The sequence below is a fragment of the Klenkia soli genome, from assembly GCF_900103975.1.
GTDB lineage: Bacteria > Actinomycetota > Actinomycetes > Mycobacteriales > Geodermatophilaceae > Klenkia > Klenkia soli.
On the sequence record NZ_FNIR01000002.1, the window covers coordinates 333177 to 347380 of the forward strand.

15 protein-coding genes are annotated in these 14204 nt (G+C 73.5%); 9 read left to right on the forward strand and 6 right to left on the reverse strand.

Annotated features, from left to right (window positions below):
- Positions 1-26: 26 nt before the first annotated feature.
- Positions 27-656, forward strand: coding sequence for a hypothetical protein (locus BLS67_RS04490; RefSeq protein ID WP_207500265.1), 630 nt, complete (start codon positions 27-29; stop codon positions 654-656).
- An 89-nt stretch (positions 657-745) separates the two neighbouring features.
- Here the strand turns inward: BLS67_RS04490 and BLS67_RS04495 are convergent, their stop codons facing one another.
- The 4 genes from BLS67_RS04495 to BLS67_RS04510 all read right to left on the reverse strand — a co-directional run bounded on the left by BLS67_RS04495 (position 746) and on the right by BLS67_RS04510 (position 5397).
- A complete protein-coding gene (locus BLS67_RS04495; RefSeq protein WP_091240385.1) occupies positions 746-1741 on the reverse strand; it encodes an isopenicillin N synthase family dioxygenase in 996 nt (331 codons plus the stop codon).
- Positions 1742-1944: 203 nt separating this feature from the next.
- Positions 1945-3477: an AMP-binding protein gene (locus BLS67_RS04500; RefSeq protein ID WP_091240387.1), complete on the reverse strand. Its 1533-nt coding sequence runs from the start codon at positions 3475-3477 to the stop codon at positions 1945-1947.
- 1 nt (position 3478) lies between these two features.
- Positions 3479-4597, reverse strand: a complete 1119-nt coding sequence (locus tag BLS67_RS04505; protein ID WP_091240392.1) for a DUF5938 domain-containing protein — start codon at positions 4595-4597, stop codon at positions 3479-3481.
- Positions 4594-5397: an SDR family NAD(P)-dependent oxidoreductase gene (locus BLS67_RS04510; protein ID WP_091240395.1), complete on the reverse strand. Its 804-nt coding sequence runs from the start codon at positions 5395-5397 to the stop codon at positions 4594-4596. The genes BLS67_RS04505 and BLS67_RS04510 overlap by 4 nt, the downstream gene beginning before the upstream one ends.
- A gap of 178 nt (positions 5398-5575) precedes the next feature.
- Here BLS67_RS04510 and BLS67_RS04515 point away from each other — a divergent pair, with 178 nt between their 5' ends.
- Positions 5576-6193, forward strand: coding sequence for a TetR/AcrR family transcriptional regulator (locus tag BLS67_RS04515; protein WP_091240398.1), 618 nt, complete (start codon positions 5576-5578; stop codon positions 6191-6193).
- A gap of 63 nt (positions 6194-6256) precedes the next feature.
- Positions 6257-6634, forward strand: coding sequence for an FKBP-type peptidyl-prolyl cis-trans isomerase (locus BLS67_RS04520; protein ID WP_091240401.1), 378 nt, complete (start codon positions 6257-6259; stop codon positions 6632-6634).
- A 22-nt stretch (positions 6635-6656) separates the two neighbouring features.
- On the opposite strand, the gene BLS67_RS04525 is transcribed toward BLS67_RS04520, so the two are convergent.
- Positions 6657-7040 carry a VOC family protein gene (locus BLS67_RS04525; RefSeq protein ID WP_091240726.1) on the reverse strand — a complete coding sequence of 128 codons (384 nt, stop codon included), beginning with the start codon at positions 7038-7040 and terminating at the stop codon, positions 6657-6659.
- Positions 7041-7084: 44 nt separating this feature from the next.
- Entirely contained in the window at positions 7085-7825 is a 741-nt protein-coding gene (locus tag BLS67_RS04530) for a GAF and ANTAR domain-containing protein (protein WP_091240403.1), read from the reverse strand.
- Positions 7826-7981: 156 nt separating this feature from the next.
- On the opposite strand from BLS67_RS04530, the gene BLS67_RS04535 reads away from it, so the two are divergent.
- From BLS67_RS04535 to BLS67_RS04560, 6 genes are all read left to right on the forward strand, one after another.
- Positions 7982-8674 carry a DsbA family oxidoreductase gene (locus BLS67_RS04535; protein ID WP_091240406.1) on the forward strand — a complete coding sequence of 231 codons (693 nt, stop codon included), beginning with the start codon at positions 7982-7984 and terminating at the stop codon, positions 8672-8674.
- A 15-nt stretch (positions 8675-8689) separates the two neighbouring features.
- Entirely contained in the window at positions 8690-9310 is a 621-nt protein-coding gene (locus BLS67_RS04540) for a DUF1707 SHOCT-like domain-containing protein (protein WP_091240409.1), read from the forward strand.
- Positions 9311-9330: 20 nt separating this feature from the next.
- Positions 9331-10092, forward strand: a complete 762-nt coding sequence (locus tag BLS67_RS04545; RefSeq protein WP_091240412.1) for an alpha/beta fold hydrolase — start codon at positions 9331-9333, stop codon at positions 10090-10092.
- A 171-nt stretch (positions 10093-10263) separates the two neighbouring features.
- Complete coding sequence (locus tag BLS67_RS04550; RefSeq protein WP_091240416.1) at positions 10264-12078, forward strand: phosphoenolpyruvate carboxykinase (GTP); 1815 nt, start codon at positions 10264-10266, stop codon at positions 12076-12078.
- A 63-nt stretch (positions 12079-12141) separates the two neighbouring features.
- The gene (locus BLS67_RS04555) at positions 12142-12681 is read left to right on the forward strand and encodes a hypothetical protein (RefSeq protein ID WP_091240419.1); all 540 of its coding nucleotides are present in this window, start codon (positions 12142-12144) and stop codon (positions 12679-12681) included.
- Positions 12682-12742: 61 nt separating this feature from the next.
- The gene (locus BLS67_RS04560) at positions 12743-13957 is read left to right on the forward strand and encodes an MFS transporter (RefSeq protein ID WP_091240422.1); all 1215 of its coding nucleotides are present in this window, start codon (positions 12743-12745) and stop codon (positions 13955-13957) included.
- Positions 13958-14204: the final 247 nt, after the last annotated feature.

The following is a 14204-nucleotide window of genomic DNA, read 5'->3' on the forward strand; positions in this document are numbered from 1 at the left end:
ACGCGGGGAACTCCCGAGGAGACCCCGTGTCCATCGACCCCGACGCCCGCCCCGCGCGTGCCCACGCCTCCGAGCCCGCTGTCGTCACCCCGAACCGCCACGACGTCGTCGCCGCCGAGAAGGCCAGCGCCGGTGGCGTCAAGATCGGCTCCGCCTTCTTCGGCTGGCTGACCGCGACCGGCATGTCCGTCCTGCTCGTCGCCCTCGTGGCCGCCGCCGGCACGGCCGTCGGCCTGGCCACCGACACCTCGCTGTCCGAGGCGGCGGACCAGGCGTCCACCGACCCCTCGACGGTCGGCTGGACCGGCGGCATCGCGCTGCTGGTGATCCTCTTCCTGTCCTACTGCAGCGGTGGCTACGTGGCCGGCCGCATGGCTCGCTTCCACGGCATGCGCCAGGGCATCGCGGTCTGGGGCGTCGCCGTCGTCGTCGCCGTCGTGGTGGCCGTGCTCGCCGCCGTCGCCGGTGACCAGTACGACGTCCTGGGCCAGCTCAACGCCTTCCCGCGGCTGCCCGTCAACGAGGGCGACCTGACCACGACCGCCGTCCTGGTGGCCCTGCTCGTCGCCGCCGTGGCGCTGGTCGGCTCGGTCCTCGGCGGCCTGGCCGGCATGCGCTTCCACCGCAAGGTGGACCGCGCAGGACTTGGCGCCTGAGCCGCGCAGGACTCGGCGCCTGAGCGCAGCCGGTCTCGGCGCCCGACCACCGGCCCGGCCCCCCTCGTGGGGCCGGGCCGGTGGCGTGCTCAGGCCCGGAAGTTGGCCCGGATGCGCTGCAGCAGGAACTCCCCGGCGGTGATCGGCTCGTGGCTCCCGCCCGGCGGCTGGATGACGGCGTCCTTGTCCGCCTCGGCGAAGAAGGCGATGGAGTACCGGGGGTCCAGCGACTCGCCGCGGGCCGGGGCGGCGACCCGGTGGAAGTTCGAGGGCAGCCGGTCGTCGCTCCAGCGCATGAGCATGTCGCCGACGTTGCAGGTGATGGCGTCGTCGGTGGCCGGCACCGGGGTCCAGGCGTAGCCCTCGGCCGAGGGGGTCGCCGCCTCCGCGCCGGGCAGCACCTGCAGCCCCGCCTGGCCCTCGCGCTGGAAGAGCAGCATGAGGCAGTCGAAGTCGGTGTGCGCCCCGGCCCGCCAGGTGCCGGGGACGTCGAGCATCTCGGGCGGGAACGCCATGTAGTGGATCAGGCGCAGCGTGGACTGGTACTGCGGGTCGGCCGGGTCGTGCACCGAGGCGAAGAAGTCGCGCGGGAACCCCAGCACGTCGGCGAAGCAGGACAGCACCGCCATGGCCACCTCGCGGCAGTGCGCCTCGAAGGACAGCACCGTCTCGCGGAAACCCGCCACCTCGTCCTCGGCCGGCCACAGCCCGGCCATGTGCGGCCGGGTGAGCTGGAAGGACTCCTTCTGGTCCGCCGTCCCGACGGAGGGCCGGACCTGCGACTTGAACTCGTAGCCGCTGTTGAGCCCCTTCTTCAGCGGGTACTGGGCCTTGACCTCGGCCGGCAGGGCGAAGAAGGCCTGCGAGGCGGCGAAGGCGGCGTCGACCTCGGCGGGGGAGATGCCGTGGTCGACCACCTGGAAGAAGCCGATGTCGGTGGCTGCCGCCCACAGCTGCGCGGTGATCTCGGCCCGGCGGGCGCCGAAGTCGGCCAGCGAGATCCGCCGGATCTCGCGATCGGTGGTGAGCGTGCCGGGTGCGCCCATGCGGGCCTCGCGGTCGAGCTCGGTCAGGGTGGTGGTCATCGGAGGTCCCCCGGAGGGTGGCCGCACGGCAGCTGCCGCGGCTCTGAACCGATCAGAACCCGGCGGGCGGCCCCGGGCAAGGGGGCCGCGCGAGACGTAACGCAGGGTTCACGGGCCGCGCGCCCGCGGGTCGCCGCTGCCCCACGACGACCCGCGGGCCGATGAGCCGCCCGGGCCGGGGGTCGGCACGGCCCGGGCGGCGGTCACGAGGGCCCGAGCACCTGCGCCCGGACGTCGGTCTTGAGCACCTTGCCCACCGTCGACCGGGGCAGGTCGGGCCACACGTGCAGCTCCTTGGGCGCCTTCACGCTGCCGATCCGGTCCTTGACGAAGGCGATCACCGCGGCGGTGTCCACCTCCGCACCGGGCCGGGGCTGGACCACGGCGACCACCCGCTCGCCCCACTTCTCGTCGGGCACCCCGACCACCGCGCAGTCGGCGACGTCCGGGTGGGCGGTCAGGGCGTTCTCCACCTCGGCCGAGTACACGTTGAACCCGCCGGTGATGATCATGTCCTTCGCCCGGTCCACGACGTACAACCAGTTCTCGTCGTCGAGGTAGCCGATGTCGCCGGTGTGGTGCCAGCCGTGCGCCGAGGCCGCGGCCGTGGCGGCCGGGTCGCCCAGGTAGCCGGCCATGACCAGCGGGCTGCGGACCACGATCTCGCCCCGCTCGCCGGCCGGCAGCAGGGCGCCGTCCTCGGCCATGACCGCCACGGTGACCAGCGGCGACGGCCGCCCCGCGGAGCCCAGCCGCTCGACGGCGATGCTGCCGTCGGGCCGGCGGTGGTCGGCGGGGGACATCGTCGAGATCATCATGGGTGCCTCGGACTGGCCGAACAGCTGCGCCATCGGCCCGATCCGCGCCAGCGCGTCGGTCAACCGGGCCACCGACATCGGGGCGGCGCCGTACCAGAAGCACTGCAGCGACGAGAGGTCCGTCGCGTCCAGCCGCGGGTGGTCCAGCAGCATGTAGACCAGCGTCGGCGGCAGGAACGTGTGCGTGACCCGGTGCCGCGGGACGGCGTCCAGGAAGTCGTCGAGCGAGGGCTTCGGCAGGACGACGACGTGGCCGCCCAGCGCCATGACCGGGAAGCAGAGCACCCCGGCGGCGTGGGTGAGCGGCGCGAGCGCCAGGTACACCGGCCGGCCCGCGAACGGGTAGCTCATCAGCGTGGTCGCCGACATCGTCCCGATCGACCGGTCGGTCAGCAGCACCCCCTTGGGGCGGCCCGTCGTCCCGCCGGTGCCCACCACCATGACGACGTCGTCGGCCGGGTCGACCTCGACCGGCTCGGCGGGGACGCCGGCCAGCCACTGCGCCAGCGAGGGGACGTCGACGTCGGGGGCGTCCAGGCAGACCAGGGTGGTCAGCGCGGGCAGCCGGTGGCGGATCTGCTCGACCAGCGGGGCGAACGCCGCCTGGTACAGCAGTGCGGTGCAGCCGAAGAGCTCCAGCAGCTCCTGGTTCTCGGCGGCCTGGTTGCGCGGGTTGACCGGGGCCCACACCGCGCCGGCCCGGGCGATGCCGAACACGCAGGCGAAGGCGACCGGGTCGTTGGCCGAGAGGACGGCGACCGACTGGCCGGGCAGGACGCCCGAGCGCACCAGCGCCCGGGCGACCTGCCAGCTGACCTCCTGGACCTGTCCGTAGCTCCAGGTGGTGTCCCCGGCGGTCAGGCAGGGGGCGTCGCGGCCCAGCGACGCGCCCTTGTCCAACCAGGAGGTCAGCGCCACGTCAGCGGTGCTCGGTGACGACGGGCTCGAGCACCAGGCCGAACTGGCGCAGCACCCCCAGCAGCTGCCGGTGCCCGAAGGCCTGGCAACCCGAGGCGAACCCCGCCCGCAGCGGCTTCTGCTGCAGCAGCGACATCGCGGCCCAGGCCTGCATGAGCCCGGTCTGCTTGTAGTTGCTGTTGCCGTGGATGACGACGTGCTTGCGCCCCAGCGGACCCGAGGCGTGCACCGAGTCGATGGAGGTGTTCAGCCGCGGGTTCTCGCGCGGCGGCATCCCGGCGCTCCACTGCTTCGCGATCTCGGCCAGCTTCTCGTCCCACTGGTCGCGCGGCAGGGTCTTGATGTCGGTCTCGACCATCGCGGTGGTGGCCACGACGGCCTGCATGACCGGCTTGTTCATCACGCCGCCGGCGACCTTGACGGTGGACACCCGCGGGTCGTCCTTGAACCAGACCGGGTGGGAGGTGCCGCCCCACGGCACGGCGAGGGCCAGCTCGTGGCTGCCGGGCACGACGACGTCGAACGTCGTGGTGGGCTCGAACTGCACGTACTGGTTCTCCTGGAGGTGGAACCAGTCCGCCTTGAGGATGGTGAAGATCGTCTCGGTGGAGGCGGTGGTCGGGAAGCCCTTCCACAGCACCAGGACGTCGAGGGTGTCCAGGCCCGGGGTCTCCAGCGCGATGTTGATGGCGATCTCGCCGGTCGTGTACATCTGCGCGATGCCGGGTGAGAGCAGCAGCCCGGCGTCGGCGAACTGCGCGCCCCACCGTCGCTGGCACTCGAGCACCCAGTCCTGCTCACCGGTGGTGTCCAGGTAGTGCGCCCCGGTGGCCAGGCACGCCTCGACCACCTCGGGGCCGAGGTTGATGAACGGGCCGACCATGTTGCAGACGACCTGGGCGCCGGTGAACAGCTCGGTGAGCGCCTCGACGGTGTGCTCGACCTCGACCACCTCGTACTGCGCGGTCTCGATGCCGGGGATCCTCTCGACCACCTCGCGCACGCGGGCGGCGTCGCGGCCGGCGGCCACGAAGGGCACACCCAGCTCGCGGAGGTACTCGCAGACCAGGCGGCCGGTGTACCCGGAGGCGCCGTAGACGACGACCGGCTTGTCGGTCACGAGCCCATCCCCCCGTCCACCGGCAGGCCGGCGCCGGTGATGAAGCGGGCGGCGTCGGAGGCCAGGAAGACCACGGCGTCGGCCATGTCGGCCACCTCGCCGAGCCGGCCGGACGGCGTCAGGGCGACGACGGTGCCGACGGCCTCCTCGACCGAGGGGAACAGCCCGAGCTCGGCCATGTCCACGGCGAGCTGGTTGCCCATCGTCGTGGGCACCAGGCCGGGGTAGACGCAGTTGACCCGCACGCCGTAGCCGAGCTTGCCGGCCTCGGCGGCCGCCACCCGGGTGAGCCGGTCGACGGCGGACTTTGTCGCCGAGTACCCGGAGATGCCCGGGAAGGCGATGGTGGCCGCGACCGAGGAGATGTTCACGATCGAGCCGCCGGCCCCGGCGACGCCGCCCGGGCGCATGGCGCGCAGCCCGTGCTTGATGCCCAGCGCGGTGCCCAGCACGTTGACCTCGAGCATCGTGCGGAGGTCCTCGGGGCGGAACTCGCTGATCAGCGCCGAGATCTCGACGCCGGCGTTGTTGACCAGCACGTCCAGGCCGCCGAGGAGCTCGGCGGCCTCCGCGATGCCGGCCTCCCAGCTGGCCTCGTCGGTGACGTCCAGGTGCACGAACCCGGCGGTCACCCCCTCCTTCGCCAGCTGCTCGGCGACGGCGGCGCCCTCGACGTCGAGGAGGTCGGCCACCACCACCGAGGCACCGTTGCGGGCCAGGGCCTCGGCCATGCCCTGCCCCAGGCCCCGCGCCCCTCCCGTGACCAGCGCCTTGCGTCCTGCCAGGTCGAACACGGACATCGACCAACCTCCGGGTCGTCGCGCCACCGCCGCCGCCGGCCCACGCTGGCCGGCGGTCGTCGTGTGACGCGGGCCATGCTCGCCAGGTTTCTTGACGACTGTCAAGACTTTCTTGGACGATCGTCAAGAAGACGACCGGGCGGCTACCCTCGTCGGCGGACCAGGGGAGGAGGGCCGGGTGCCCGAGCGGGTGGACAAGTTCGCGGCGCGGCGGGCCGAGCTGGCCGCGGCGACGCTGAGGACGCTGGCCGAGCTGGGCTACGCCCGCACGAGCCTGCGCGAGATCGCGCAGAACTCCGAGTTCAGCCACGGCGTCCTGCACTACTACTTCCAGGACAAGGTCGATCTGATCACGCACTGCGTGCGCGAGTACAAGGCCGTCTGCGTGACGCGCTACGACCAGGTGGTGGCCACCGCCGCCACCCCCGACGAGCTGCGCCAGGGCTTCCTGGACAAGCTGGCGCAGACGCTGGTCGACGAGGCGCACATGCACCGCCTCTGGTACGACCTGCGCAACCAGTCGATGTTCGAGGAGTCCTTCCGCGCCGACGTCGCGGCCATCGACGCCAGCCTCGAGCGCATGGTCTGGCGGGTGGTGTCGCGGTTCGCCGAGCTGGCCGGTGCGCGGCTGCAGGTGACCCCCGGGGTCATGTACGCGCTGTTCGACGGGCTCTTCCAGCAGGCCCTGCTGCGTCGGCTGGCCGGCGACCCCGGTGCCGCCGACGACCTCCGCGCCGCGGTGACCGCCGTCGTCGCGCAGGTGGTCGTGCTCGACCGCGAGCCCGCGCTCGGCTGACCGGTCTGGTTGGCTGGGCGCGAGCGCCGGGACCCGCCCGGCCACCGCACCGAGGAGGCCCCCGTGGCCGAGCTGACCCGCCCCGACGTCGAGCCCCCGACCGGTCCGGCCCCCGCCGACCTGGTCGTCGAGGAGATCACCGTCGGCGACGGCCCCGAGGCCACCGCCGGCAGCACCGTCGTCGCCCACTACGTCGGGGTCACCCACGACACCGGCGAGCAGTTCGACGCCTCCTGGGACCGCGGCGACCCGTTGCAGTTCCGCCTCGGGGTCGGCCAGGTCATCGCCGGCTGGGACGAGGGCATCGCCGGCATGAAGGTCGGCGGTCGCCGCCGGCTCACCATCCCCGCGCACAAGGCCTACGGCGACCGCGGCGCCGGCGGCGTCATCAAGCCCGGTGCCACCCTGGTGTTCGTCGTCGACCTGGTCGGCGTCCGCTGACCGGTCCCACCCCGGCTCGGCCCTAGCCGGACGTGTGGTGCACGGCCTCGGCGTTGTTGCCGTCGGGGTCGCGCAGGAACGTGCCGTAGTAGCCGGGGTGGTACTCCGGGAACACCCGGGGTGCGTGCAGCACCTCGTACCCGGCCGCGGTGGCGGCGGCGTGCACGGCGTCCACCGCGGCCCGGTCGGGGGCGGTGAACGCCACGTGCACCTCGCCGACGGTGCTCCCGTCGTGCGGCGCGAGCCAGAAGTGCGGGAAGCCGTCGGCCCCGGCCAGGCCGATCACCGGCCCGGCCGGGGTGTCGTACCGCATCGCCTCCCGGAACCCGAGCGGCGCGAACGCCGTGGTGTAGAAGGCCGCGGCGGCCTCGGGGTCGGCGCAGGGGATGCCCAGGTGGTCCAGCACGACCGGCAGTCTGGCCCCGCCGGGAGCCACCGGGCAATCCCCGGTCAGCCGGTGACCGGCGGACCGCCGCCGTCGAACTCGGCGACGATGTCGGCGGCCAGGTCGCGCACCTTGCGGTTGGCGTGCTGGGAGCGGGCCGACAGCACCTGGAAGGCCTCCTCGGCGTCGATGCGGTGGCGGGCCATGAGGATGCCCTTGGCCTGCTCGATGGTCGCCCGGGAGGCCATCGCCTCCTGCAGCTTCGCCGCCGTCCGCTGCACCTGGTCGTAGCTGTGCATGTTGCCGATGGCGACGGCGGCGACGCCGGCCAGGTCGCGCACCAGGGCCTGCTGCTGCTCGCCGTAGGCGTCGGGCTCGGGGGAGTACAGGTTCAGGGCGGCCCGCAGTCCGTGCTGGATCGGGATCGGGGTGGACAGCGAGCTGAGCGCGCCCTGCCGGACCGCGAGGTCGGCGAACCCGGGCCACCGCTTCTCGGTGCGCATGTCGCCCACCACCAGGGCCCGGCCGGACACCGCGGCCTCGAGGCCCGGGCCGTGGTCCAGGCCGAACTGGGCCTCGTCGAGCTCGAAGGCCAGCAGGCCGGTCCACGACGCCGAGGTCGGCCGCCCGCGCTCGACGAGGGTGACCGACGCCTCGCTGCTGTCGGCGAGGGTCTGCACCGCCACCTCGGCGACCCGGAGCAGCACCGAGCGCATGGACTCGTCGGCGACGAGGAGGCCCGCCAGTGCGTCGGCCGCGCGCGGTGATCTGCGGTCGCCGTCCGCCGCCTGGTCGTCTGACCGCATCGGGGAGCACTCCTGCGGGCCGTTCACCGCCGTCGTGGCGGGTCCCCTGGGTGCCCGGTCTTGGACACCGTCCGGGACGATCTGTACCGCCGAGACTACCGGGGCCCGGTGATCCGGGCCCGGAACAGATCCCCGCACGGGGACGTTCCCGGGCCCGTGGAGATCGAGATCTGGTCCGACGTCGTCTGCCCGTGGTGCTACATCGGCAAGCGCCGGTTGGAGACCGCGCTGTCCCGGTTCGAGCACGCCGACGAGGTCGTGGTGACCTGGCGCAGCTTCCAGCTCGACCCGTCCGTCGCCGAGGGCGACGTGCACCCGACGCTGCCCGCGCTGGCCCGCAAGTACGGCCGCAGCGAGGAGCAGATGCGGGAGCAGATGACCTCCCTGGACGCCCTCGCCCTGCGCGAGGGCCTGCACTACGACCTGGCGAACGGCGTCAGCGGCAACACCCTGCTCGCCCACCAGCTCATCCACCTGGCCGCCGAGCACGGGCTGCAGGGCGCGATGAAGGAGCGGCTGCTGCACGCCCACTTCGAGCAGTCGACGTCGGTGTTCGACCTCGAGTCGCTGGTGGCGCTGGGCGTCGAGGTGGGCCTGGACGCCGACGAGGTCCGGGCCGCGCTGACCGACCGCCGCTTCCTGCCCGCCGTGCAGGAGGACATCGCCACCGCCCGTGCGCTGGGTGCCACCGGCGTGCCGTTCTTCGTCGTCGACCGCACCTACGGCGCCGCCGGCGCCCAGGACCCCGACGTCCTGCTGCAGCTGCTCGAGCGGGCCTGGGTCGACAGCCACCCGCTGACCACCGTCCCGCCGGCCGCCGGCTGCGAGGGCGACAGCTGCACCGTGTGACCTAGGGTCGCCGGCATGGAGGAGCCGCGCCGGTACCGCATCTCCGACGCCGACCGCGAGCACGCCGCGCAACGCCTGCACACGGCGATGGCCGAGGGCCGGATCACCTTCGCCGAGCTCGACGAGCGGCTGGCGCAGGTCTACGCCGCGCTGTACGCCGCCGACCTCGAACCCCCGCTGGCCGACCTCCCGCCCGAGCACCCCGCGCCCTCGGGCCTCGCGGTCGCCCCGCCGGCGTCCCCCACCGCCTGGCAGCCCGCGCCGCCGGCCGGCCCGGCGCCGGTGGTGCTCCGGTCCACCGTGGGCGACCTCAAGCGCACCGGGGCCTGGCAGGTGCCGCCGGTGCTCGAGGTGCAGAGCACGATGGGCGACGCGGTGCTGGACTTCACCCGGGCGGTGCTGCCCCAGCAGGTGGTCGAGGTGCGGATCAAGCTCGGCGCCGGCGACGCGAAGCTGATCCTCCCCGACGGCGCCACCGCCGACGTCGACGGCGTCTCGGCCGGTCTGGGCAGCGTCACGAGCAAGGTGCCCGGTGGCCCGCGGCCCGGTCAGCTGCACGTCGTGGTGCGGGGCAAGGTGTCCATGGGCGACGTCGTCGTCCGCTACCCCTACGAGATCGGCCGCTTCCGCTTCTGACCGCCGGGTAGGGGAGGGCGGTGCTGAACCACGCCGACCCCTTCCCCGACCGCACCGGCCCGGTCGTCGTCCTGCTGCCGGCCTTCCCGCTGGACCACCACCTGTGGGACGACGTCGCCGCCCTGCTGCCGCACCCGCTGCGGCCGGTCGCCGTCGACCTGCCGGGCCTCGGCTCGCCGGTCGCCGGCGCCCCGTCGCTGGAGCTGGCCGTCGACGGGGTGCTTGCCCTCCTCGACCACCTCGGTGCCGACCGCGCGGTCGTCGCCGGGCTCTCCACCGGGGGGTACGTGGCGGCGATGCTGGCCGGGCGGTCGCCCGGGCGGGTGGCCGCGCTCGCGCTGTGCGACACCACCACGCAGGTCGGCCCGCCGGACGTGCCGGCCGACCGGCTGGCCGTCGCCGACGACCTGGAGCAGCACGGGATCGAGGCGGTGCTGGACTCGGTGGCCGAGGGGCTGGGTCCGCACGCCGGCCCCGAGCTGGCCGGCCGGGTCGAGGCGATGATCCGCGCGCAGGACCCGGGGGACGTCGCCTGGGTGTGCCGGGCCCTCGCCGCCCGCCCGGACACCTCCGCCGCGGTGCGGGACCTCCCGGCGCCGGTCCTGCTGCTGTTCGGCGAGCTCGACGCGCCGACCCCGCCGGCCGACCGGCTCCCGGCCCTGCAGGCGCTGCGCCCCGACGCGACCACCGTCGTCGTCCCCGGGTCGGGTCACCTCACCGCGCTGGAGGCCCCGGCCGAGGTGGCCGCCGCGCTGACCGCCCTGGCGGGCCGGGGCGACTGATGGTGACCAGACGTCCTGGACGTCTGGTCACGTGGTAGACGTCATGTACGTCTCGCCTGTCGGACTGCCCCGCGCGGCGCTAGCCTCTCCAGATCGCACCCGCCCAGCGGGTCCGAGCACCACCGCCGGCGCGAACTCCGCGTCCGCGGGAACAGAGGATGGAGACGCCCTGTGACGTCCGTGGCCACCCCCGGTCTGGAGAACGCCCCCACCACCCACACCCGGCTGCTGGCCTGGGTGGCCGAGATGGCGGAGCTGACCACCCCGGACCGCGTGGTGTGGGTGGACGGCAGCGACGAGGAGTACACCAGGCTCACCGAGCAGCTGGTCGAGGCCGGCACCTTCACCCGGCTGGCCGCCAAGCCCAACTCCTTCCTGGCCCAGTCCGACCCCAGCGACGTCGCCCGGGTCGAGGACCGCACCTACATCTGCTCGGTCGACGAGGCCGACGCCGGTCCCACCAACAACTGGATGGAACCGGCCGAGATGAAGGCCGTCATGACCGAGCTGTACCGCGGGTGCATGCGCGGTCGCACGATGTACGTCATCCCGTTCTGCATGGGCCCGATCGAGGCCGAGGCGCCGATGTTCGGGGTCGAGCTCACCGACTCCGAGTACGTCGTGGTCTCCATGCGGGTCATGGCCCGCATCGGCACCGCCGCGCTGACCGCCATGGGCGAGGACCGCCCGTTCGTGCCGGCGATGCACTCCCTCGGCGCCCCGCTGGCCGAGGGCCAGGCCGACGTGCCGTGGCCGTGCAGCGAGACCAAGTACATCGTCCAGTTCCCCGAGGAGCGGATGATCTGGTCCTACGGCTCGGGCTACGGCGGCAACGCGCTGCTGGGCAAGAAGTGCTACTCGCTGCGCATCGCCTCGGCGATGGCCCGCGACGAGGGCTGGCTCGCCGAGCACATGCTGATCCTCAAGCTGACCAACCCCGAGGGCAAGGTCCACTACATCGCGGCGGCGTTCCCGAGCGCCTGCGGCAAGACGAACCTGGCGATGCTCGAGCCCACCATCCCGGGCTGGAAGGTCGAGACCCTCGGCGACGACATCGCCTGGATGCGGTTCGGCGAGGACGGCCGGCTCTACGCCCTCAACCCGGAGTACGGCCTGTTCGGCGTCGCCCCGGGCACCGGCTGGGACACCAACCCCAACGCCATGCGGGCCATCGACCAGGGCAACTCGGTGTTCACCAACGTCGCGCTCACCGACGACGGCGACGTCTGGTGGGAGGGCATGACCGACGAGCCGCCGGCCCACCTGACCGACTGGAAGGGCCGCGACTGGACGCCGGGGTCCGACGACCCCAGCAGCCACCCCAACAGCCGGTTCTGCACCCCGATCACCCAGTGCCCGATCCTCGCGCCGGAGTACGACGACCCGAAGGGCGTGCCGATCTCGGCGATCCTCTTCGGCGGGCGCCGCAAGACCACGATCCCGCTGGTCAGCCAGGCGCGGGACTGGAACCACGGCGTGTTCATGGGCGCCACGCTGTCCTCGGAGACGACGGCCGCGGCCACCGGCGCCGTCGGCGTCGTCCGCCGCGACCCGTTCGCGATGCTGCCGTTCATCGGCTACAACGCCGCCGACTACTTCAGCCACTGGGTCGAGACCGGCAAGTCCGCCGACGCGGCCAAGCTGCCGTCGATCTTCTACGTCAACTGGTTCCGCCGGGACGACGAGGGCGGCTTCCTGTGGCCCGGCTTCGGCGAGAACTCCCGGGTGCTCAAGTGGGTCGTCGAGCGGCTCGAGGGCACCGCGGCGGCCGTCGAGACCCCGGTGGGCCACGTGCCCACCCCCGACTCCCTCGACGTCGAGGGCCTGGACATGAGCCGCGAGCAGGTCGAGGCCGCGCTCGCGGTCAAGTCCGACGAGTGGCGCGAGGAGATCCCGCAGATCACCGAGTGGTTCGAGAAGTTCGGCGACAAGCTGCCCACGACGATGTGGGACGAGCTGTCGATCCTCGAGAGCCGCCTGGCGTAGGGCGCCGCGCCGCGGCCCCTCGTCAGCGTCGACGAGGGGCTGCGGTACGGCTAATTTGTGCGCATGAGGCACCTGTTCGGTTTCGTCCTGGGCGTCGTGCTGGTCGCGGTGGCCTCGGTCGTCCTCGTGTTCGGCCTGGGTGAGGTCGCCGGGCGCGAGGGCCGGGTGAGCACCACCGGGTTCGTGCTGGTGTGCGCGGCCGGCGTGCTGTTCGGCCTGCTGGTCGTCCTGCGCCGCATGTCCCCGCTCGCCCCGCTGGGCGGCGGGTTGCTGCTGCTGGCGGCCGGCATCGCGGCCTGGGTGCGCCCTTCCTACTACACCGACGTGCGCACGGGTGTGGACCAGCTGCAGGCCGGGCTCCCGGTCGTGCTCCAGCTCGGCCTGGCCCTGCTCCTGGGCTCGGCGCTGGTCGTCGTCGGCCTGCTGCCCGGCGGCCGCCGGAGGGTGCGCGATGCCGGCGACGACGACCGGGACGACGACGGGTACACCGCCCTGCCGCGGTCCGAGCCCGAGGCCTGGCGGTCGCCGTCCGGGCCCAGCACGAACGCCTACCCGGCCGCCACGCCCTACCAGCGCCCCCCGCTGGACCGGCCCTCCTCCTGACCTCTCGGTACCGTCGCACGGGTCGTCCTCGACCCCCACCGCCGCCGGAGGCCCGCCACCCGTGCCCAACCCGTACCTGCACGTGCTGCGCACGCCGCACGCGCTGCCGATGGTGTCGGCGGCGTTCATCGGTCGGCTGCCGCTGTCGATGATCGGGCTGGGCAGCGTGCTGCTCGTGCAGGACTACACCGGTTCCTACGCCCTCGGCGGCGGGGTGGCCGCGGCCGGCGCGGTCGCCACGGCGATCAGCGGGCCGGTCCTGGGCCGGCTGGCCGACACGCTGGGCCAGCGACGCGTGCTGCTGCCGCTGCTGGTCGTCTTCGTGCTCGCCGGCTTCGGCTTCCTGTTCTCGGTGCGCGAGGGCTGGCCGCTGTGGGTCGTGTTCGCCACCGGGGCGCTGGCCGGGGCCTGCATCCCCCCGGTGGGCTCGATGATCCGGGTGCGCTGGACCCACCTGCTGCGCGGCACGCCACGGCTGCCCACCGCGCTGGCCATGGAGTCGGTGGTCGACGAGTTCGTGTTCATCGTCGGCCCGGTGCTGGTCACCTTCCTGTCCACCACGGGGCACACCACCTCCGGGGTGGTCACCGCGTTCAGCCTCGCCGTCGTGGGCAGCCTCGCCTTCGCGGCCCAGGCGCGCACCGAGCCACCGGCGCACGGGCACGAGAGCCGTCAGGGCCCCTCGGCCATGCGCACGGCGGGCCTGCGGGTGCTGTTCGTCGTCGGCCTCGCCGTCGGCACGATCCTGGGCACCCTGGAGATCGCGCTGGTCGCCTTCGCCGACGAGGTGGGCAGCAAGTCCTGGTCGGGGCTGCTGATCGCCGCGCTGGCCATCGGCTCGATGGTCTCGGGCATCGGCTGGGGCACGGTGCACTTCCGCGCGCCGGTCCGGCACCGCCTGCTCGCCGTCCTCCCCGTGTTCGTGCTGCTCAGCCTGCCGCTGGCGCTGGTGGGCGACCTCTGGGTGATGATCCCGTTCGTCGTCCTCGCCGGGCTGGCCGTCTCGCCCTCGTTGATCAGCGCGTTCACCCTGGCCGAGGTGCTGGTGCCGCGGGCGGTGGTCACCGAGGCCTTCACCTGGATCGGCACCGCCCTGGCCATCGGGGTCGCGCTGGGCGCCTCGGTGTCGGGCAAGGTGGTCGACGTCGCCGGGGCCAACCGGGCGTTCCTGGTCGCCACGGCGGCGGCGGCCCTGGCCGGCCTGGTGGTGGCGGCGTTCCAGCGGCTGCTCGTCGTCCCCGCCGAGCACGTCACCGACCCCGCCCTCGCCCGCTGAGCGAGGCCTGATCCCGGGAACCGCGGTTTCCGGGACTGAGTGGTGCACAACCGGTTCCTGGTGGTCCGACGAGAAAGTGCACCAAGTCGGTGTGGTTGGTTGCACCGGCATCCTCCGTGTGGTTGCCTCTGCGGCGTGACGTACTCGCTCGAGCTGCACCGGAGGTCCGCCGTGGACCTGCTGCGTGTCGCCAGCGCGCTCTGTCCGGCCTGCTGACCGACCCCAGGCCCCGACACCCGTCACCCCG

Coding starts and splice junctions, on each gene's coding strand:
- BLS67_RS04495 (WP_091240385.1), bottom strand. CDS start 1,741: ATGACCACCACCCTGACCGAGCTCGACCGCGAGGCCCGCATGGGCGCA.
- BLS67_RS04510 (WP_091240395.1), bottom strand. CDS start 5,397: ATGTCCGTGTTCGACCTGGCAGGACGCAAGGCGCTGGTCACGGGAGGG.
- BLS67_RS04530 (WP_091240403.1), bottom strand. CDS start 7,825: ATGCGGTCAGACGACCAGGCGGCGGACGGCGACCGCAGATCACCGCGC.
- BLS67_RS04540 (WP_091240409.1), top strand. CDS start 8,690: ATGGAGGAGCCGCGCCGGTACCGCATCTCCGACGCCGACCGCGAGCAC.
- BLS67_RS04555 (WP_091240419.1), top strand. CDS start 12,142: ATGAGGCACCTGTTCGGTTTCGTCCTGGGCGTCGTGCTGGTCGCGGTG.